This is a genomic window from Pirellulales bacterium (assembly GCA_035533075.1).
Taxonomy (GTDB): Bacteria; Planctomycetota; Planctomycetia; order Pirellulales; family JAICIG01; genus DASSFG01.
The window spans coordinates 20,910-42,252 of the sequence record DATLUO010000257.1 but is presented as its reverse complement, the minus strand read 5'-3'; the positions used below and the strand labels follow the sequence as shown (position 1 = coordinate 42,252).

Here is a 21,343-nt window from a genome sequence, read left to right as displayed (position 1 = left end):
GGTTGCCGGAGTTCGCGCTGGTCGACGCCGCAGGCCGCGTGTCGGCCTACGTCTCGCCCGCTCCCGGCGTGAACCTTCGGCGGTATTTGAACCAAGACGTTGGCATCAACGGCAGCCTGGGCTATATGCCCGAACGACAAGCGCAGCACCTGACCGCCAAGCGCCACGTGCCCATCGCGAGGTAGGGTGTTGCCAACAGCGTCTGCGCGCGCACGCGACGCGCCTGTCGCGTCGGCCCCGCGCCGCCAAGCAACGAATGACGCGGTTGGAGCGTCGAGACGCTCGCGCGCAACCGGCCGTGTGTGCGCGACAAAAGCGCCGCGCGCGCGGCGCTTTTGTTTTGGGCCGTCTCAAAGGCCGAGGACCAAGACGGGCCGCGCGCGCAACACAAAAGCGACATGCGCGTGTCGCTTTTGTTTTGCGCGCCGTGTCTGCGTGGGAGTGTACCCGCGCGCCGGCATCGCCGTAAACCGTGTCACCGCAATAGGTTACAGGCATCGCCCGGTAAAGCTTCGCCGAACCCGTTCCCATTTCACACTAACCCGAAGCGCAAGCGAGGTTTTGTCGCCTTTTTCACGTTCCTCGCTAGCGCTTCGGGTTGGTGTACGGCACCTGCGTACCGGGTTCGGCGATGCTTTACATCGCCCGCGGACTTCTCGTCTCGGCGCCGCGCGGGGGTATCCGCCGGTGGTGGCTGAAGCCGAGCCTGGGCTGGTGATTGGTCGATGAAACCGATGCAGGTTGCCGAAGCGCCGCAAAGCGGTGACGCACGAGTGGATGCCTCTTGTCGCGGTCAACCGCCCGAAGGTTCCGCGAATCCGCCGCAGATTCCTAGACACGAAGCGGCCGGCCAATGAGGCAACGCGACGTCAACCGACCAGCGCCACCCGGCCGGCGTAACGGGGCAGCGGCGATTGCCAGTTTCGACTTTCAGCATACGGACAGCCGTTGGAGCCGGATTGCAACACCCGCCCCCGCGGCTTTACGATAACTTAGACTTGCGGCCTCGAACCAATCCGCAACGGCCGTCGGCCGGAAGGTGGGCCTTTTCGTTTGACGCTTCAGGGAAAGAACCTGCAAGATGGGCGCATACAGTCGGTGGAGCTTTGGGCGAGACCCAAGCTGCGACATCCTCGTCAATCATCCGGCGGTCTCGTCGCGGCACTGCCAGTTGACGCGCTTGCCCGATGGCTTCATGCTTGAAGACCTCGGCTCGACCAACGGCACCTACGTCAATGGCGTTCGGATCGGCTTGCCCGTCAAGGTCGGGCCCGGCGACACGATCACGCTGGGGCACGAGCTTCGCTTGCCCTGGCCGCAACCGTCGCCCGCCGAGCGGCGCATCGTCCGCATTGGCCGGGCCGACGACAACGACGTGGTTCTCGATTATCCCATGGTCTCCGCCCACCACGCCCAGGTGGTCATCGACGGCGGACAGATCACGCTGGAAGACCTCCATTCCAGCAATGGCACGAGGATCGGCGGCCCGGACCCGATCGTCACAAAGACGCCTCTGTCGCCGACCGACATCGTCTACTTCGGCTCGCTGCGAGTGCCGGCGCACCGGCTGCTGTCCGGTCCGCTGGTGCTGGGGCAAAAACCGACGCAGGCCGTCAGCGCCATCACCTCCAGCATCGTATTTGGACGCGACGCCTCGTGCGATCAGGTGCTCGACAACCCGCTCGTCTCGCGCCGGCACGCTCGCCTGGCGCGCGGGGCCGAGGGCTATTGGATCGAAGACCTCGGCTCGGAGAACGGCACGTTTCTGAACGGCCGGCGGATCAAGGGGCCGACGCCCGTCCGCCCACGGGACCGCATCGGCTTCGGCAACTGCCTGTTTCAGTTGACCGACGACGGCAAACTCGAAAAGCGGGACTATCGCGGCAACGTCACGTTGGAGGCGCGCGACGTCGGCGTGGCCGTGCCGGGGCGAAATCTGCTGGAGGGCGTGTCGTTGACTATCTTTCCAACGGAATTCGTGGGCCTGATGGGCCCCAGCGGGGCCGGCAAAACGACGTTGATGACCGCGCTCAACGGCTACACGCGGCCCGGCGCCGGCAGCGTGCTGGTGAACGGCAACGACCTCTATGCGAACTACGACCAATTCAGCGCGACGATCGGCTATGTTCCGCAAGACGACATCGTTCACCGCGAGCTGACGGTGTACCAGGCGCTCTACTATACGGCCAAGCTCCGCTTGCCTGGCGACTATTCCGGGCCAGACATCGACTCGCGCATCGCGAAGGTGCTCGAAGAACTCGGTCTGAAAGGCACCGAGCACGTGCAGATCGGCTCGCCGGAAACGAAGAAAGGCATCAGCGGCGGCCAGCGAAAACGGGCCAACCTGGCGATGGAACTTCTCACCGATCCGTCGCTGCTGTTCCTCGACGAGCCGACGTCGGGGTTGTCGTCGGGCGATACGCTGGTCGTGATGCGGATGTTGCGCAAGCTCGCGGACAGCGGCAAAACGATCCTGCTGACGATCCATCAGCCCAGCCTGGAAGTGTTCCGGCTGCTGGACAACCTGGTATTCGTGGCCCGCGACCAGGAGCAGAACGGCCCCGGCAACGTCGTTTATTACGGTCCGGCCTATCCGAACGCCGTCGAGTTCTTCAATCCCGACGGCGTTGCGAACCTCCGGCGCGGCAGCGACGCGCCTCCGGAAGCGGTGGAAGAAGGCTACAAAGAGGGCTGCAAGAAGCACGGCTTCGCGCAGTGTCTGCAACGTTACCGCGGGTCGGCTTATCATCGTGAGTACATCGAGTCGCGGGCCGGCCAGCAGGCCAGCGCCGGCGAGCTCGGCGCGCCCCGGCGGTCCACCAAGGGCTTCGTGTTCTCGCAGTGGGTTACGTTGACTCTGCGCGGACTGGTCATCAAGGCGGCCGACCGTTGGAACACGCTGACTTTGCTGGCTCAGGCCCCCATCGTCGGCGCGCTGATCGCCCTGGTGTTCGGCGGCCAGGTCACCGGCAAGGAAGCCGACGCGGCGCCGCTGGCGACCTCGCAATCGTTGTCAGTCACGCTTTTTCTGCTGGTCTTGTCGGCCCTCTGGTTCGGCTGTTCGAATGCGGTCCGCGACATCGTCGGCGAAGCGGCGATCTATCGCCGCGAGCGGATGGTCGGTTTATCCATCGGATCGTACCTCGCCGCGAAGTTTACCGTGCTGGCCGGGCTTTGTGTCGTGCAGTGCGTGATCCTCCTGGGCCTGGTCGCCTGGGGCTGCAAACTGCAAGGCGCACTGGCCGCGATGTTCGCTCTAGTCTTGCTCTTGTCGCTGGTGGGGGTCGCCATCGGGCTGGCGCTGTCGGCGACGGCGAAGACCACGGAAGTCGCCATCGCCCTGCTTCCCATCGTGCTGTTACCGATGGTCATTCTCGGCGGACTGATGCTGCCGGTACACAAGATGCCGGCTACAGTCCGCATGGCGGCGCTGGCCATGCCTTCGCGCTGGGGCTTCGAGGGTCTGTTGTTGTTGGAGAACAAAGCGCGGAGTCCATTTCCGCCGCCGGTGGCGGGAGCAGCGACGGCCCTTCCCGCCCTGGAGACGCGCGACTGGGCGGAGGACTACTTTCCCACCGGGCGCCGGTTTGGAGTCAAGAGGGTGATCTTTGCATTGATGGCGACGCTGGTTTTCTTGGCGGCGGCGATCTTCCGGATTCTGCGGATGCGCGACATCCGTGGGCGACGCAATCGTTGAACGATCCACCCCTGGGACGCCTTTCGCAGAGTGAAAGGTGACCTAGCGGAGACATCTTCACGGAACGAATTCTCTCTGGGCCACCTCGACCTGGTCGGCGAACTTGGTGGCAAATTCGTCCGCGTTGGCGGGCTTGTCTCGTTGTTTGACGCGGTCGTAAATGCGCCGCAGGTCCGACGGCAGCAGGTCGATCAGCGTTGTTTCGAATTTCGGATCGCTCTGCAGGAGCTTGACCATCTGCACCGCTGCCGGCCGGTTGCCGCCGGTGACGCCCCGCGCGTACCAATGGACGGCCGCGGGAGCGTCGCCGCGGCGTTGTGCCAACTCCCCGAGCACCCGCTGGCCCGTGGCGACGGCCGCCCGCTGTGCTTCGTCGGGCTGGCCGCCTTCGATTTGCTCCAGCAGATCAAGATTGCGCAGGAAGCAGTTGTAAGCGACATCATATTCCCTGAGCAGCACGTGAGCTTTGCCCTTCCAAACCAGGGCGGCGGCCAGAGAAGTGCGATGAACGGTCTGTGTCGACTCGAGGTTGGTGAGCTGTTCCCGCGCGCGGGCCGATTCGCTTAGTGCCGTGGCGCTCTCGCGAATCCGGTTTGCCCTCAAGCACCGTTGGCCGTATTCGTCGTACGCCTCGGCGGCCGCAAGCAAGGCGGTACGGTCGTTGGGCGCGCCGTCGAGCGCCGCCTTCGCGCTGGCCAGTTTTGGTTGGCTCTCTTCTGGAGTGCTTGGGTCCTTGTCTAGCGCCTTGAGGTTGTCGATCTCGAACTCCGGGACGCCGCCCGACGCTGTCGAGGCGCTCCCCAGCGCATAGACGCACAAATCGACGAACGAAACATTGTTCTCGTGTGCAATCGTTTGCAACTTTGCAAACGAATCCATGACTTCCTTGGGAATGGTGCCGCCCCGTTCTTCCTTGAGCCAACGGGCCTGCTCTTCGAGCGGGTGCGTCGGCGGCGGCACGTTGGTGATGTAGAAATAGAAGGGCTGTTTGATGCCGTCAAAATCGCAGGGCACGGTAAACCGCTTCATGCCGCTGGCAGTGGCGTTTTCGATGAGCGCGCGCAGCCGGTCGGCTTCGGCCTTATCGCCGGGACGGTCGGAAGCAGGGTCGTCGTCGATTTTGGCTCCATAGCGCGGCCCGACGATGAGCTTCAGGTACTCGCGGTTGGCGAGCACATCCTGGCGATGATCATTGAGCTCACGCCAGAGGTCGGCGAGTCCCTGATAGGCGACACCCAGATTGGTCGCCAGGTACCAGTGCCAGGGATTCTTGTCCAACATTGGGCGGCCAATCTCGACGGCTTGCTGCAATGCCTCGATCGCCTGATCGTAACGTTTCGCCCGGCGGTGGGCCTTTGCCGTCTCGCTGAGGATGTTGCACAGATTGTCGACACGTGCGGGAGTGGTGCAGCGTTTGCGGACTTGCAGGGCCAACGCTCCCAGCCGCACGACGTCGTCGCCCTTTCCCAGCGAACCGGCGCAGGCCGCGGCCGCTTGCAACTGGGCCAGATACGCTTCAAAGTCGTCATCGGTCGATTCGCCGTGCGTCAGGATGCGTTCGCGGTAGACCGTCTCACATTCGATCAGCGAGGGCAGCGCGTCTTCGTATCGGCCGCCTTGGCTATGGCAGCGTCCGCGCGACGCAAGCGTTTTGGCGAAATTGATCTGGACGGCGCGGTGGTCTTTAAACGACCGGGCCATTGGGCGGCCGCGATCGCTGGTCTGGTTCAGGACATACAGCAGGTCTTGGCCCGCCTGCAATTCGCCCTGTGGTTTGGGACCGAATTCGTAAAAATCGGCGAGCGCGTTGTGAAAGTCGATGCACTGGGCAGCCACGTGGGCGCGGTCCGGGAACCGATCGACGTAGCCATCGATCGCGCGGGCGGCCTCGTCGAACGCGGCTTGTGCGTCCTTCGCGCGCTCAGAACCAAGCCGCCATAGGTCGCGGCCGCGTTCCTTGAGGGCATACGCCCACGCGCCGCCGTAGCGGGGCACGTTCGGCGACTGCTTGACGATGGCACTCGCTTGCGCCACCGCCTTGTTCCGCTCGGTCAGGGCTTCTTGATACCTTCCCAACTTCACCAGGCTGTCGGCCTTGTCGTGAGCGGTGAACACCGAGAAGCTGTTCAGATAAGGAGATTCCGGCCTGACCTTCCTGGCCCGCTCGTCAAGTGCGGCGATCTCGGCCAGGCCGGCCAGCAGGGCCTGCTGGTCTTTGCCATCGAATCCCGCCCACAGAAGGCGATACTTGGCCACCGACAGGCCGGCGCGCGAATCGGCCTCGCGGTAGTGGTTTTCGATCAGCGACTCAAACAGGTCGGCGGCGCGGCCGGCCAGTTCCTTGCGCTTCGCGGGGGCAGTGTCATCGGGCAAACAACCTCCCAGCCGCACCAGACAGACCGCCAACTCGTAGCAAATATCAGCGTTGTCTTTCGCTCGCGCGTGCTCTCGCTCCAAGCGTTGTAGGGCCTCTTGATATTGTTTACGTGCGGCCGAAGGGCGGTTATCGTCGAAATAAAGCCAGCCGATCTCCAGCAACGCACGGCATTCTCCCAGCCGGTACCGCAGCTCTCCACGATGAGTCCGTGCAAGCTCCGCGTACCGCTTTGCGGCCTCCTTCAAGTTCTCTTCCGCCGACTGATACGGACCGATCCATGAACGGATCATGCCCATCACTAAGCAGGTCTCGGCCAATGCCGGCTTGACCGTGGGATCATCCGGCATTTTCTCGTCGAGCTGCCTTTGGGCCTCCAAGAAAATGCTGGCCCGGCTCTCGTAATCTGCCAGCATTGGCAGGTGCCGAATGTCCTCTGCCGCGACGGGGCGCGCAGCCGCTTCGTAAGCGCCCTTCACGGTGTCCGACTCCTTCCGCGCCTGGACCGCTTCGCGACTTTGTTTCCGGGCCACCGCCAAAAGGAACGACGAAGCGAGCACGAGCACGCCCATGGTGGAGACGGCGGCCTGCCTGACGCGCTTGGCCCGCCGCGCGCGGCGCATGGAACTGGCGATGAACCAGGCTTCGCTGTCGCTCAAGTCGAATCCGGCGCCGTACAACTGCTTGGCTTCTTCCAGCGGCAGCCCGCCGTCGAGCAGCCACTCGCGCGAGCGGCGGTGCTGCTCCCATTCGCGGGCGGCGGCCGCCACCCGCCCGTGAATCTGCAATAACTCCTTGTCGGCGGCCAGCCAGTCGCGCAGCGGCTGCCAGCGGGTGAGCAGCGCCTCGTGAGTGACCTCCGCCACCGCCGTGCCGTCGGCCGCGTTGTGCGTGGCAATCAAACGGGCTTCGACAAACATCTCAAACAGCGTTTGCAGCGGTGCCGTAGCGGTCAAACCTACCACCGGCGCCGGTCGCCGCGTGGGCGGCGCGTCGGCGCCTGCGGCAAGCGAGACAAGCTGCCGGAACAGCCGGGGCAACTCGGCTTGAACCTCAGGCGAAAGCTGCCCGAAAACTTCGCCGGCACGCTTGGCCAAAGCGCCCTCCAGGCCGCCCAGGTCGTGATAAGCAGCCAAGGTCAGCAGGTTGCCGCTCCGCCGCTTGAACAACTCACCCAACGTGAACTCCAGTAGCGGCAAGCTGTCGGGATTGGCGGCGGCGGCGTGGGCCAGCGTGTCGTCGAGGCCTTCGTCGGTCTGCCGCTTGCGCTCGAAGTGCAAACCGGCGGCCAGCGCCGGATCGCGGATCATGGCGGCGATCTCGCCGGCCGTGGGAGGCTGCAAGTCGATTTGTCCGTCGGTCGCCTTCAGCCGCACCAGCTCGGGCACCTCCAGGCAACGGTGATAGAAATCGCTCCGCACGGTGGCGATCACCCACACGCCGGCCCGCGTCATCAGCTCGACGACCCGGAAAAAAGCCGTTCGATCGCCGGCCGTCACGTCGGCCAGCGTGAACGCCTCTTCCAACTGATCCAGCAGCAGAACCAGGTTCGATTGCCGCCCCGGTTGACCGTTGGCGGGCGAGTTCGCCGCAGCCAACGTCCGGCCAATTTCTTCGAGCGCCTTGACGGGCACTTCTCTCAACAACTGGGCGAGACGGGGGTCGTGGCAGCCGCGCTGACGGAGTTCGGGCAGGGCCTCCGTGGCGAGCAAGGCCTGGGCGAGCCCCAACCACAAATTGCCGCCGGCAGCGCTGGGGCGAAACACGGCGCGGCGCCAAGCGGCCACGCCCGACACCACGCCCGGCCGAGCGAGCATGGGCAGCACGCCGGCCCGCACCAGCGACGATTTGCCGCTTCCGCTGGCGCCGACCACCAGCAGGAAGGGCCGTCCTTCGGCCGCCTGCTTCTGCCAGGCGCCGATCACCGCGCTGATGGCCCGCGTCCGCCCGAAGAAGATGTCTTTATGCTCGAAATCGAAGACCTCCAGGCCGCGATACGGAGCGCCCTGCCAGGTCACGCGCCGCGCATTTTGTACCTCGTGGTCGGCGAGGCCGAGCTTCTGAATGTGACGAGTCACCACGGCATTCAGATGCGCCTTGAGGCGATCTTCGAAGTCGCCCGCGTCGCTGAACTCGCTGTAAGCGCCTTTGAACGAGCCGTCGGCCGCCCGAAAGTGCTTTTCGAAGAACGCTTCGACCTTTTCCTGCTGGTCGAGCTCTTCGCGGGCGCGGCGGACGTCGGTCTTCGAAATGAACGACTCGGCTCGCTTGCGGTAAACGAAGATGTCGGGCACCTTCCGCCGTCGCCAGGCCTCAAGCGCGTCTTCATATTCGAATTCGGTGCCCGACTCATAACGCGAGCCATCGGCGCGGCGATGTGATTCATGCAGCACGGTTCCCAGTCGCGACCACAGGACGCAGACGAAGATATCGAACTGCGAAGGGCGCGGGATTTGGGCCTGAAATGTGTCGGTGGCGGCCATGGGGTAGTCTTCCCACATGACCGACTCGATCTGACAAACGCCGGAGTAGGCATTGGCCAGGTTCTGCAAAACCTTACCGGCGGTTTCGCGCTCGAGTTTCACGTCGCCCGGCGAGGCGATGAACACCTTCAGGGTGCGCTCGGCGGGCGCGGCCGAGGCCAGAATCGGAGCGGGTCCGGCGTAGTCTTCGCCATCAGGCGCCCGACGCCGGAACGCCGTGGAGGCCGTGGAGGCCGTGGCCATAGCGGCGAGATCGAGCCAGAGCACTTCCAGCCGGGGTCCGGCGCGGCCCAGATAAATATGGTCGCCCACGGCGAGCCGCGTGGCGCCCACCAACGGCGCGCCGTTGACGAACGTGCCGTTGCGCGAGCGGAGGTCGGTCAACTGGGCGCCGGAGGGGGAGAGATCGACCTGGGCGTGCCCCTTGGAAACGCTGTCAGCCGGTTCGCCGCGAAAGATGAGTTGGCAGTCGTCGCCGCGGCCGATGCGAATGCGCGGCCCCGGATGCTCCCACTCGAAGGCCTCGGCAGGCGACGGACGAACGAGAAGGCGGATTCTCACGGCCGGCCGGTATCCTGCTAGGGGTTGTCTGCTTCGATGGCGCCCTGAATGCCGTCCAGCGTCTTGCCCCACAGATCACCCCTGGCGCCACTGACCGAGCGGCCCAACTTCACGTCGGCGATCTGGCGTTCTCGCTGGGCCATTCCCACGTAGGATTGCTCCGAATCGGCGACCGCCTGCTGCAACGCGCGAAGGTCGAGATAGAACTTCGAGAGCAAGGTATAGAGCGTGTTGTAGGCCACGTCGCCGTTGTCGTCGGCGGCGTCGAAGTGCAAGTTGTTGCGTTGCATGTAGGCCAACAGCTCGCAGATCGTGCCCGACTTGAATTCTTCGACCACCACGTCGGCCGCCTCGTTCGCTTCGATCAAGCGCGCGGCGCCTTCGTAGACGGCGAACATCTGCCGCTCGGCCTGCAGATAGGGCCGCATGGCGTTGAACCCGAACTTGGCCTGTTTTTTCTTCTCGGCGCGGATTTCGTCCAACAGGGTCTGAACCGCGTCCATCAGCTTCCCTGCGGTATCGGGCGAGACCGGCTGGCCCTTCTCCAGCTCGGCCAAAGCCCGGTCTCGCCACGAGGCGATGCGGTCGACCTGGTTCTTGAACGCGGCCTGGCGCAGCACGGAATTGAGGTGGTCCAGATCGAGCGGCTTTTCGTTGAGCCGGCCGGTAAGCTTGGATCCCGTCAGGCCGCGGCGATAGCGGATATGGCGGATGATGTTGGCGTCGAGCTTGTAGTTGGTGGTCATCCCGCTGAGCACCTCCCGCTCGAAGTCGTCGGCGTCGCCCTGCCGCGACTGGTCGCGGCTGAGGCTGCGGCAATACAACATTTCGAAGGCGGCCGGTCCGCATTCATCCAGAAAGAAATTCTGCGCGCGGCCCGACTTGACAGCGCCGCGCGACTGGTCGCGGAACTGCAGCAGGGCGTAGGCGGTGGTTTCCTTGCGATGTTCGAGCCCCTGCAAATACTTCGACACCGTTTTGGGGCGCGGTATCTTCCCCTGTTTGTCGAGATCGAAGTTGAGCTGGGTCCACTGGCGCATGGTGTGGACGCGCGAACCTAGCTCCGCCAACCCTTTGCGCATCCGCTCGAGCTCCTCGGCCGTGTCCTTGCGACGTTGCTCCTCGAGGTTGACGAGGGCCTGGATCGCCGCGTCGAAATCGGCCACCGGATCTCGCGAGTGGCAATCGGCCGGCCGGAAGGCGATCGCCAGAAAGGCGACCAGCGCAACGAACCGCGCCCCTGGCGCCGAAAGACGGTAATGCACCAGCACCATGCGGAGGCCGAAACGGCACCAAGATTCGCGACGCTGCCTGCTCATGGAACGCTCTCCTTGATCCACCCACGGTTATTTCGCACCGAGCTCATGCGAATCGAATTTCCCAAAATGGCCAACACGCCCACCACGTGCCCATGTTCGTTGAACACCGGCGCCCCGGCGAGGTTTTCCAGCGGACCGGCGAGCGACTCGGCACCCCCCACCGTCAAGCGGTAGCTCCGGGGCTGTTCGGCCCCCGGCGGATCGCTCGAGCTGACGCGGGCCGTCTTGCGCTCCAGGCGGACATGGCCCTTGATCTTGTCAAACGGCTCCTTCGTGCCGGCGTCGTTGGCAAATCCAACCACCAGTAGCGGAGAATGGACGTTCAGACCGTCGATCTCCGCGTCGGAGGCCAGCGAACAGTTCTGCGGCAAGGCCGCCTCGAGGATTCCCACCGCGATGTTATGGGCCGCTTTTTGCGAGATGTCGACGTCGTTTTCGGCGTGCGAGGCGGAGTAGGCGGGGTGAATTCGGAACTCCTTGACGCCGACCGTGCCGCGGGCATCGCGTGCGATGATCCGGGCCGGGCCGTGGTCGGTCGAACGCGACTTCTCCACGATGAATTGAAGATTATGCGCCGTTTCGCCGCTGGTCACGATGGCCTCCGGACCGAGGGCCCACGCCGTCGCATAGACGAACTGCGCGTCGTCCAACTCGAAGCCGAGCCAGACAACCGCGGCCTCGAAGGGCTTCACGGCTTCTTCGATCGGCTTGGCCGGAGGCGACGGGACGGCGGGCGGCGAAGGGGTAGACGTCGCGGAGGCGGGCGGCGAAGGGGCGGGCGGTTCGGTCACGGCAAGCGGCTCGTCGATGGTATCGGCCTCCGCTGCTTCCGTCGCATCCGGTGCCTCCGACTTTTTTCCGGTGCGCAGCCAAACAATCGTGCCCGCAATCAGCAGCGCCGCGCACGCCGCCAGCGCCACCGCGCCAAGTGCCATCCGTTTTCGCTGCTTCTCGTCCTTCAATTCCGCACGCAGCACACGCACGCCCGGCAAGGTCGTTGGCCGCGGCGCCGACGAGGGGTCGGCCGCGGCCGACGGCGGCGAGCTGGGCGGGTCCAGCGAGGTGGATACCGGCCCGGTGCGCGCCGTTTCTGCGACCGCAGCCAGTTCGATCGACAACACCTTCAGACGCGGGCCTCCCATGCCGAGGCTGACCTCGTCGCCCACCGACAACATCGCGGCGCCGGCCACAGGAGCTCCGTTGATGTAGGTGCCGTTCTTTGAGCCGATGTCGCGCAGCACGGCGCCCGTGGACGACAGCTCGATCTCCGCGTGGCGGCGGGAAACGTTGCCTTCTTCCCGAAAAGCAAGTTGGCAGTCTTCCTTGCCGATGCGGATCCGCGGACCGGGGTGTTCCCAGTCGAACGACTCGGTCGGCGATGGGCGGACGCGCAGGCGAATCTTCATATTCAACACACCTTGACCGCGAAGCGCTGCTCGCCCATCTGAAACTCGGCCGTCGTATCGATCGGAATTCTGCGGACGCGCAGCCACGTGCCGTTGCGCGAAGGGCCGTCTTCGATCCGCCAGCGGCCTTGCGGCGTACGAACGATCTTGGCGTGCCGCCGACCCACAAAAGGATCGTCGGCGACCACGACCGTACACTCCGCGTCGCTGCCGATCCAGTGTTCGGCGGCCGCCAAGGGCGTGCGCGTGCCGGTGCCCGTCGGCGTCAGCTCGACCAGCGAGGGAGCAAGCCGCGAGAGATCGGCCGGCGTCACCGTCTGCCATCCCTGGGTCGTGATGCGGGCCGGTCCGGGCGGCGTCGCCGGCTCCGCCGGCTCCGCCGGGGCCGCGCCGGCCATCTCGAAGCGAAACCGTCGCATGCCGACCATAAACTCTTGTTCGTGCTCCAGCGGGGCCTCGTTGCAACGGGCAAACGTGCCGTTGCGGCTTTGCAGGTCTTGCAACCACCAGCGCAAGCGGCCGCCGCTCTCCAGGCGCACCAGCTCGGCATGCTGGCCGGAGATGCCCGGATCGTGCGAAATCACCAGGTCGCCCTCGGCGCGGCCGATGACGGCCCGGTCGCCGCGGATCCGCCGAAATTCGCCGCCGTCGCGTCCCTGATCGACGACGCACAGCACCAACATCGGCGGCCGCAACGTCGGTCGAAACGGCTGCGACCCGTCGTTCTCGGTGGCTGCGGACGGAGGTGCCGGCGCGCGCGCGGCCGGTTCGCGTTGGATGATCTTCACCTCCGGCGGCGGTTCGGCCGCGCGCGCGGCCGCAATCCAGCGGTTGAGGTCGGCCGCCGATTCCTGGCGCGTGCCGGCCGGCGTGCTCTGATTCACCGCCGGATCGAGCAGCGTATTGCACCTTGGGCAAGCTGTGGCGCCGGCCGGTACCTGTGAATGCTGACAGTAGGGACAAGTGCTCATCGGCCGACTCCTCAGAACCCCGCCCCGGTGCCGATGGCGATGGCGCTGATGGTACGGGCCGCGGCGGCATTGTTTGCCGCTCGGGCCTTCGCCTCATTGAGCTTGTCGCGCTGGCGCCGCGTCTTGTTTTGCTGCGCAACCGCCTGCTTCTGCAGCTTTTCGTAAGCGTCTCGGAGCGCAGCTTTAAACTCGATCTCTTTCTGCTTGATGTCCGCGGCCATATCCTGGAATTGCTGCGCATAGCCGGCGAACTGTTGGTCCAGCCCGGCATCCGTGCCGTCGACCGCTACGGCCTGCGGCGTGCCGTTTTTATAATCGACCAGGTACTTGTTCCTAAGCCGATTGCCCGAATAGTTCAGCGCCACGAGCGGCGCACCGTTATTGTTGAGGTAGCAGGCCAGCCCGTGTAGCTTGTCGTTCTTGTACTCCGCGTATAACCGCAGCTTGTTTGACTCCCAATACCGCAAGGGACCACTCCGGTCATTCTCCTCGAATTGAGCCACGAGCTTGGGCGAGCCGTTCTCGTAGCGACAGATGGTCCAGCCGTCGAGGTTGAGCGATTGTCCCGTATTCGCGCTAAAGCTCGCATGCACCAGCAATCCGCCTTTGGGCGACTTTTCGTTCTTGAACGCATAGGCCTTCGGGGACATCCCTTTGTCGTACTTCGTGAGCTGGACGTCATTCAAATTCAAATCGCCCGGCGCCAGCGATCCGCCACCGGGCAGCGAAATCGACGCGACCCACTGCGTAGTCGGACCAGGCGGTGTGTAGTCGGGTCGAGGCGGCGGAGGCGGGACGGGATCATTTCCGTTGCCATTTTTTTTACGTTCCGATTCCCGGAGCGAGGCCAGCTTGGCTTGCACCTCTGGGCTTTGCGCGATCGAGGTTGACAACTGGTCCTTGATCTTAGCCATGCGATTCTTGAGCGCGGCGACATCGCGCGCCAACACCTTCAGTGCGTCTTCGGCCGTTTGCGACTTGATGGACACGTTCTGGAGACTCGCCAGATCGTCCTCGAACTTGACCGCCGTGTTTTCCAGCTTGTCAATGCGCCAGTCCGAGCCGAGGGAATTGCGCTGGCCGTCGGCTTTGTCCGCGGCCGTCTGCAGGTCTGCCAGCGAGTTGTACGTCCTCGCATTGACGAGGCTTGCCGGCGGGAGGGGCAGTTCGGCTTCGATCTCGTTCGCCAGCGCGTTCCAGTCACTGATCGCTTTCTTCAGATTCGCCTCTGCCCCTGGGTCGTACGAGTCCGTCACCACAGGCGTCGTAGACCGATCGGGATCGGGCTTCGGCTTTACAGGGTCATTTACGATCTTCGGAGGCTTCGGGGGCACCGGCTTGCCAGCCTTGTCACCGCTGGACATAACGATGCCCAAAACCACCACGAGTACCAAGCCGCCCGCCACGCTCACCGAAATTCCCACGGGGCTTTTCAGCCAATCGAGGGCCGGGTTCTTTTGCCTGCTTCGTCTAGTTCTAGTGGCGGGCGGCGGTCTTTCGCCTGCCGCAACGGGAATGGGTGCCGCCGGTGCCGGCGCAAGGGGCACGGGCGCCGCCGCCATGACCGCCGTTTTCACGGCCGGACGCAACGTCTGCTGCGTTCCCTTGTTGGGACTCGAAACCGGCAACGGAACCGGCGCCGGTTTGGGTCCAGCGGCTGCCCCGGATACGGGAATGGGCGTAAACGCCGCGGTGCCACCGGCGGGCCGCGGCGGTGCCGTGGCGCCGCTCAGACCCGCCAGCGCGGCGCCGGCAAACGCGGTGCAGGACTTGAAGCGGTTGCCGGGGTCTTTGTCCATGCCGCGCAACACGGCCTCGGCCAAGACCCGTGGAATGCCTGGCGCTACGGAGTCCAGCGGCGGCGCCGCCTGGTTCACGTGTTGAAACATGATGGCCAGCCCGTTGGGACCGTCGAACGGCTTCTGTCCGCTGAGCACTTCGTAGACCGTGACGGCCAGCGCATACTGGTCGATGCGACCGTCGACCTCTTCGCCCCTGGCCAGTTCGGGGGCCATGTAGTGCGGCGTGCCCAGCACCATTCCGGTGCCGGTGTGCGCCTTGGCCGCGGCCTCGCCGCCGGCCAGCGCCTTGTATGCCCCGAAATCGCTGAGGTAGGCGTTTCCTTGGGCATCGAAGAGGATGTTGCCCGGCTTGACGTCTCGATGGATAAAGTTCTTGCCGTGCATGAACTGCAGCGCTTTGGCGACGTGGGGCAGCCAGCCCGACAGGCTCGACACCGGCATCGGTCGCGGCTTGCCTTCGCGGTCGTAGGCCCGGTCTTCCAGGCTGCCGCCGGGCAAGAACTGCATTACCGCGAACGGCAGGCCGTCGTGCTCGCCCATATCGGAAAGTTTGACGATGTGCGGGTGCGGCAAGTCGATGAGCGACCGCATCTCGCCTTTGAAGCGGGCCGCAAAGCCGGGGTCGTCCATCATCGACCGCCGCGGCGCCTTGACCACCACGTCGTTGGCGATATTCTCATCCCAGGCGCGGTACACGACGCCCATCCCGCCTTCGCCCAGCTTGGCGATAATCCGATAACGTCCGCCGGAGAGCGTTGTTCCTACCCAGTACGCTGCCGCGATCGACATGGCACCATCACCTTTTCGCAAAAGGACAGAAGTCCGACAGGCCGCCCGCGGCCCGACGTGGAACCGGCTTTCACCCCCGCTTACGAATGCCCCTAGTCTAAGGGGACGCAAGGCCAATTGCAAATCGTCGCGGTTATTTTTTTCGCCTTCAACCGGGCGGGCCTCCGCGGCGGGTTCTTCTTGCCTTTGCGCAACACTTCCGCATGCTACGCCGGCAGCCGCCCCGGAGGCCGAAACGTGGATGATACCCAAAATCAACGAAATCCGTTGGCAGTTGATGGGGCACCCCGGTAAGCTAGCAGATGAACGAATTTCCCAGAGCCAAGGAGCCAGCCATGTCGTTGCGGGCCGTTAGCGTCGTCGTTGCCGTGACACACAATCAAGCCGGATGGTTTTTCGTTTCCTATAACGACCGCTGGAGCGCCGACACGTTTCCAATGCGGAAGCCGCGGCCGGGCGAAAAGCTGGAAGACGTGGCCGTGCAAGCGTTCCTCGACCACGGCCCGCCCGTGGCGCCGCGCGTCAAGCAGCCATTGATGGTGGTCGCGGCCTATGACACCTCGGACGGCACAAGCGAACCGACCTACTACCGATATCACGTCTTTGAGGTCGAGCTTGGCCGTCCACTGCCTTCGGCCGATCCGGCCGGCGCCTATCACTTTCTGTCCCTGCCAGATTTGTTGACGTCGCCCACCGTTTCATGGTCGGCCAAAGAGATCGCCCGAGCGCTGGTGGATCCTTCCTACGTTCAGCGGGCGGCCGTGGCGATCGTTTGCCGCCGTGGCCCCGTGGGCCGCGAGTTTCTGGTGGTGCCCAACGCCGGCTACGGCGACGTTTTCTTTCCCGCCGCCCGCCCACGATTCGAAGAACTGCCCGAACAAGCCGCCGAGAGGGCATTGCGCGACGACACCGGTTACGACGGACGGGTGCAGTCCACACTTGAGAGTGAAGCCGAGCTGCGTCAGTTCAGCCAGCGATACCAAGTGGACCGCGACTATCATTTTTACCTGTGCAAGGTGTCCTTGCCCGGCGTTGACCTGCGGGCGTCGGGCAATGCCTTGGAAGCCAAGGTCAAAGCCTTCGGCATGCCCTGGCGCTGGGTGCCCGAAAGCGAATTGCAGAACCTATTGACACACGGTTTGACGCCGACGGTGGGGGACTTGGGGCCGCACGTGCTGGCGGCGGCCGGTGATTGCGAATAGTTAGCCGGCACGTTTTCCGCGTTGTCGTTCTCCGCGGCGCAAAGGCGCGACAAAGGGAAGGTGATGTCGTGATTCATGACTGCCACGTCGATTTTACCGCCAGCGTGAGCGGGTCGCTGTCCGCCGAGCTCCGCGCGCGGCTGGCACGCGAGTTGGTCGTGATCTTCGCTCCGCCGGGTACGTGCCCCACGGCCGATTCCACCGGGCAAAGTGCGGGCCGGCCCTCGGTCGCAAACGATGTTGCAGCAGGACCGGGAGCGGCGACCGAACATCCGCCGGAACGGATTCTGGTATCTCGCTGCTTCACCGGCTACTCATCCGACTTTCGACAAAAAGTCGTTTTGGGCATCGAGGTCAAATACGCAGGCTCTTACGAAACGCACGTCGTCAAGGTCGGGCAACGGAGCAAAGTTGAGCCGGATTTCGAGGGCTGGCGGGCCTGTTCGCACGATCGGCAGGTCGCCAGCCGCATTCTGTCGCCCGTGCGCCTCGTGGCGGGGCTGGAGGGCGACCGCGCGGCCGTGCTCTACCGCGATGCGTACACGCTGTTCGGCTTGAACAGCGAAAACGGCCGCCCCGAGACGTTGGAAACCGCGGCGGAGTGGGCGGTGCGCGATGACCGTCCTGACCCACTTTCCGTGGAGCGTGCCATCTCGCAGGTCTTCACCGATTTGGGCCGCTGGTTTTTTCCGGGTGCGACCGCGGGTCTGGAAGCGACCGCCGAATTCTACCGCGCGCGGTTGCGGATGGGGCAAAGCGCCGCACCGGTTTTGTCGCTGTGGAAGTCCGATTTCGGCCGCCGCCAGATGCGCCGGGACGCGGTCTGGCTGATCTGCGGCAGCGATAAGCCCGACGCCGACCTGGCCCTCGAACCGGCGCGGTACCTGGATCCGGTTGACTTCGTCGAATGGATGATGGAGCCGGACCATCAGCACCACCTTCCCGATTCACTCGTAGGCCGCTCGCACGGCGACCTGCACGGCCGAAACGTCCTGGTGGGAGTCCGGCGCGGCGAGGTCGAATATCCCGCCGTGTTCGATTATGAAGAAATGCGGCCGCGGAATGTGCTGGCCTGGGACTTCGCCAAACTCGAGACCGAGCTCAAGGTCCGGCTGCTGTCCGGCATTCTGTCCGATGGCCGCGTGCGAGCGCGATTGCTGGGGCAGCGGGCGTTTCTGCCGACTCCAGGCCCCTCGCTTCCCAGCCTGGAGGCGGAGCGCGCCCAACGCATGTTCATGTTTCTCGCCTTCGAGGAGTGGCTGCACGAGCTGACTTGCCGTCTCAACTCCCGCGAGCAAATCGAGACGCTTTCCAGGCTGCCCAAGGTATATCGGACCGGCATCAAGAAGCTCGATGCGCTGACCTCCATCGTGCTGCGAATTCGCAAGGAAGCCGCACTGTGGTTGGGCTTTGAACATAACCAACGCTGCGACAAGTGGCGCGATGAGTTGTACTGGGCTTTGGTGGTCTATGGTCTGCTGAATGTTCGCTGGAATTACGAGCAGCCGGCGGCGGAACATGCCCTCATTGCCGCGGGCGTCGCCGCCGCGCGGATGCCGAGGTCAGCGGGCATGCTGCAGGAGTGCCTCCAAGTCTACGGCAACCAAGGCGGCGTGCCGAGCTATCGAATCCCCTTGGCCGTCGCGCATCGCCACTGGAAGGCGAAGGACTACGAAGCGGGCCGGGCCGTTATCGAAGACACCGTTTTCAAGGTCGAAGCGGACTCATCCCGTGTGGCGAGCAGGGTCACGATTCGTGAAGACGCGGCCCATGCCATACCTCTCATCGCCGAAGGTGTACTGCTGGAAATCGAGTGCGGGTTCGCCTCGCTTGCCGAGCCCGTGCTGGAAAAGCTCCGTGACACCGCGCGGGACTTCGGCGATTTCGAAACGCTGGGTCGAATCGGACGACTGTTCAAAGATGCCGGCGACAGGCGTTGGGAAGGCTCGAACTGCGAATTTGCCGATTTGGCCAAGACGACTGCGGCGCAGATGTACGCCCAAGCATTGATGGTCTACGAAGAAGCCTTCGTTGCCACAAAGGATTATTATACCGGGATCAACGCCGCGACGCTCGCGCTGCTCAATTGCGAGTCGGCGAAAGCCACAGCTTACGCGGAACAGGTCGGCGAAATATGCCGAAGGATGACCGATATCGCGCGGAACGACCGCTTTTGGGTCTTTGCCAGCGAGGGTGAAGCTTGTTTGATCTTAAGCGATTGTTCCATCGGTGAGCGATTTTACCGTGACGCCCTGGCCGAGCTCAGTCCCGGCCGGGGAGGCATGGCCAACAGCACCTACAAACAGCTCTGTCGGCTTTGGAAGGCCCTCGGCAACAAAGTCGAGGAGACGCTCCGCCTATTCGAACGCAGCGAATTTCGCGGTGCCCTCACGCCGATTCTGGGTCGGATCATGGTCACTGACAGACCAGATTAAGGGGTCAACATGAGAACGTCGCTTGCCGCGCTGGCCCTCATCACGCGCCGCCGCACAGGTGAAACCGAGTACCTGGCCCAGTGGAATCCCGAATGGGCCGCGTTTCATTTCGTCGGGGGGCACAGGTATGCGGACGAGACGTTTCGCGACTGCCTGGTGCGCGAGATCGGCGAGGAGTTGGGCGTCGCACCCGGCGGCTTGGCGATGGCCGATGACCCGACCGCACGGCTCCACTACGTCGCCACATCGCGGCGTGCAGGCGCCGAGACGGCGTACACCATGGAGCTGTTCGACGTCGAACTGAACGGCGACGAGCTGTGCCGCATCGAGCAACGGCCCGAAAACGCCTGGCTTGGAAGTGAGGAAATTTCGGCCGAAGCCATGCACGACGGCCGCGCGATCAGCCCCACGATGTCATTGCTTCTCGGCAAGACGGGCCGGCTGCCGGTCGCGCGGAAACCCGATGTTTATGCGATCGGCGTCAGCGGCCATCGCGATTTGCGGAGCGACGACCGAGCAGCGATCTCGCGCAAGTTGAGCGCGGTTTTCGAGAAAGCCGAACGCGAGGCGGGCGGACGGGCGATCGAAGCCCTGTCGCCCTTGGCGGCCGGCGCCGATCAACTCTTCGGGCAGCAGGCGCTGGCCCGTGGGTATCGGCTGATTTCTCCCCTTCCGTTGCCGCTCAAGCTTTATCGGCACGACTTCACCGGCGAATCAGCCGCGGAGTTCGAACAATTCCTCCACCGTGCGGCCGAGTGGTACTCGCTGCCGCTCGGAGGACATTCCAGTCAAGCTGTCGCCGTTTACGGGCCGGAGCGCAACGAAATGTATGAAGCGGTTGGCCGACACGTCGTCAATCGCTGCGACTTGCTTATCGCCCTGTGGGACGGCGAAGTCAACAGCAAACGAGGTGGCACTGGCGAGATCGTGCAATATGCCCGGCATGCCACCGCCTCCGGCCCGCCGTTGCAGATCGAGATTGTACCAGTGCGCCGGCAGAGCCGAATTTAACAACAAATTGGGGGTAACAGTTTGGTCAAAAAAAGGGTCAGAACGATTTCAAAATCGTTCTGACCCTTTTTCTGACCTTGATGGCGTCTTCGTGGATGACGTCTTTATAGGCTTCGGCGTGGCCGCGTTCGTTGTCGACGTCCCAACCGAGGGCCTTGAAGAAGGGGTCTAAAAACTCGCGGCGGAGCTGCGTCTCGTTGTAGGCCGTAGCCTGATACGACGGGCGGTTCCGCTCGAACCGCTCCACAAGTTCGGTTAGTGTCGTCGGCGCCGCCATGATGTGCTGCCCCTCAAATGTTGGGTTCGGAAGCTTGTGGACTCTGTTCCTCAAGCGATTTATCCACACTACTCCCTGTTTTCATTTCAACCTCCTTGTTGATGGCTTCACGCGGCGAGGCGTCAAACGCGCGGCAGCCAAGCCTTTATGCGGATCCATTGTCATTTCATTGCGCGTGCGTTGCAACGTCAATCAATCAGCGGCGCCGGTCCACCTTACGCGCCTTTCGCGCGGCCGTAGTGCTGCAGGCAGTCGTACATGGCGGCCTGGGCGGCGGCCAGGCATTCGCGGGCACGCGTGATGAAGGCGTTGTCGCCGCCGCAACCGTCGGCCGCCATCTCGACATAGCCGCGGAACGCCTCGTAGTCGTCCATGAAACAACTATACGCGCGGCGGACCTTGCCGCGCATCACCTGCGGATCGCGCGGATTGCTGCGCAACACGGCCGCCGGCACAGTTTTGGGTTTCTTCAGTTTCGCCGCCGCTCGCAACGTGCGGGCCTTGCCCGAATGGACCAGCTCTAGCAGCTCTCGCTGCCGCGGCTTGAGCAGCTTGACGATCGCCGCCGCGTCGGAGACCGAGACACAGCCGCCTTCCACCGCGGCGATCACTTGCTCGTGGCCGGAGGCCAAGACCCGCGTGGCAAAAGCCACCGACTTTTCGGAAACATTGAACATTCGCGCCGCCTGCGAGTTCGACCGCTCCGGTCGGTGTAAATTTACACCGACCGTGGAAATGCGGGGTTTTTGCCCCTCGATTACCTCACTAGGAGGGTTTGCTTCGCGGCGGCCGAATTGCCGCGAACGCTGACGTTCGGCAGCCTCGTCCTTGAACATTTCCTTGGCCCTCCCTGAAAGAGCCTCGGTTTTGTTGCGCCAGGAAGGATGGCGAATACGACATGCCGCCGGCTTGCCCGGCGGTTATTGACGTTGGTTTCTAATCGACGACGGCGCGACGAACTTCCCGCAGATTCCGCGTCTTCCAGCCCGCCTAGGCGGCGCTTCGGGTTAGTGTGA

Annotated in this window: 12 protein-coding genes; 5 read left to right on the top strand and 7 right to left on the bottom strand. The window is 64.0% G+C overall.

Translation table 11 applies throughout. The annotated features are described in order from the left end of the window. Positions 1 to 2: 2 nt before the first annotated feature. Both VNH11_32260 and VNH11_32255 read left to right on the top strand, forming a co-directional pair. Positions 3 to 185 (top strand): hypothetical protein, encoded by a 183-nt coding sequence (locus VNH11_32260; protein HVA51059.1) that lies wholly within the window; start codon positions 3 to 5, stop codon positions 183 to 185. A gap of 896 nt (positions 186 to 1,081) precedes the next feature. After that, a complete protein-coding gene (locus VNH11_32255; GenBank protein HVA51058.1) occupies positions 1,082 to 3,697 on the top strand; it encodes an FHA domain-containing protein in 2,616 nt (871 codons plus the stop codon). A 57-nt stretch (positions 3,698 to 3,754) separates the two neighbouring features. On the opposite strand, the gene VNH11_32250 is transcribed toward VNH11_32255, so the two are convergent. The 5 genes from VNH11_32250 to VNH11_32230 are packed head-to-tail and all read right to left on the bottom strand — an operon-like array spanning position 3,755 to position 15,402. Further along, complete coding sequence (locus tag VNH11_32250) at positions 3,755 to 9,115, bottom strand: DUF2610 domain-containing protein (GenBank protein HVA51057.1); 5,361 nt, start codon at positions 9,113 to 9,115, stop codon at positions 3,755 to 3,757. A gap of 17 nt (positions 9,116 to 9,132) precedes the next feature. Further along, positions 9,133 to 10,434, bottom strand: coding sequence for a hypothetical protein (locus tag VNH11_32245; GenBank protein HVA51056.1), 1,302 nt, complete (start codon positions 10,432 to 10,434; stop codon positions 9,133 to 9,135). Then, positions 10,431 to 11,840 carry an FHA domain-containing protein gene (locus VNH11_32240; protein ID HVA51055.1) on the bottom strand — a complete coding sequence of 470 codons (1,410 nt, stop codon included), beginning with the start codon at positions 11,838 to 11,840 and terminating at the stop codon, positions 10,431 to 10,433. Before VNH11_32240 ends, VNH11_32245 begins: the two co-directional genes overlap by 4 nt. A gap of 2 nt (positions 11,841 to 11,842) precedes the next feature. Beyond that, a complete protein-coding gene (locus tag VNH11_32235; protein ID HVA51054.1) occupies positions 11,843 to 12,811 on the bottom strand; it encodes an FHA domain-containing protein in 969 nt (322 codons plus the stop codon). 11 nt (positions 12,812 to 12,822) lie between these two features. Beyond that, complete coding sequence (locus VNH11_32230; GenBank protein HVA51053.1) at positions 12,823 to 15,402, bottom strand: protein kinase; 2,580 nt, start codon at positions 15,400 to 15,402, stop codon at positions 12,823 to 12,825. A 335-nt stretch (positions 15,403 to 15,737) separates the two neighbouring features. Here VNH11_32230 and VNH11_32225 point away from each other — a divergent pair, with 335 nt between their 5' ends. From VNH11_32225 to VNH11_32215, 3 genes are all read left to right on the top strand, one after another. Continuing rightward, positions 15,738 to 16,604, top strand: coding sequence for a hypothetical protein (locus VNH11_32225; protein HVA51052.1), 867 nt, complete (start codon positions 15,738 to 15,740; stop codon positions 16,602 to 16,604). Between the two features lie 68 nt (positions 16,605 to 16,672). Continuing rightward, on the top strand, positions 16,673 to 19,039 hold the full coding sequence (locus VNH11_32220) for a tetratricopeptide repeat-containing protein (GenBank protein HVA51051.1): 2,367 nt from the start codon (positions 16,673 to 16,675) through the stop codon (positions 19,037 to 19,039). A gap of 9 nt (positions 19,040 to 19,048) precedes the next feature. Next, on the top strand, positions 19,049 to 20,050 hold the full coding sequence (locus VNH11_32215; GenBank protein HVA51050.1) for an NUDIX hydrolase: 1,002 nt from the start codon (positions 19,049 to 19,051) through the stop codon (positions 20,048 to 20,050). A 37-nt stretch (positions 20,051 to 20,087) separates the two neighbouring features. Here VNH11_32215 and VNH11_32210 read toward each other — a convergent pair whose 3' ends face one another. Both VNH11_32210 and VNH11_32205 read right to left on the bottom strand, forming a co-directional pair. After that, positions 20,088 to 20,327, bottom strand: a complete 240-nt coding sequence (locus tag VNH11_32210) for a hypothetical protein (protein HVA51049.1) — start codon at positions 20,325 to 20,327, stop codon at positions 20,088 to 20,090. A 215-nt stretch (positions 20,328 to 20,542) separates the two neighbouring features. Then, positions 20,543 to 21,004: a hypothetical protein gene (locus VNH11_32205; GenBank protein ID HVA51048.1), complete on the bottom strand. Its 462-nt coding sequence runs from the start codon at positions 21,002 to 21,004 to the stop codon at positions 20,543 to 20,545. Positions 21,005 to 21,343: the final 339 nt, after the last annotated feature.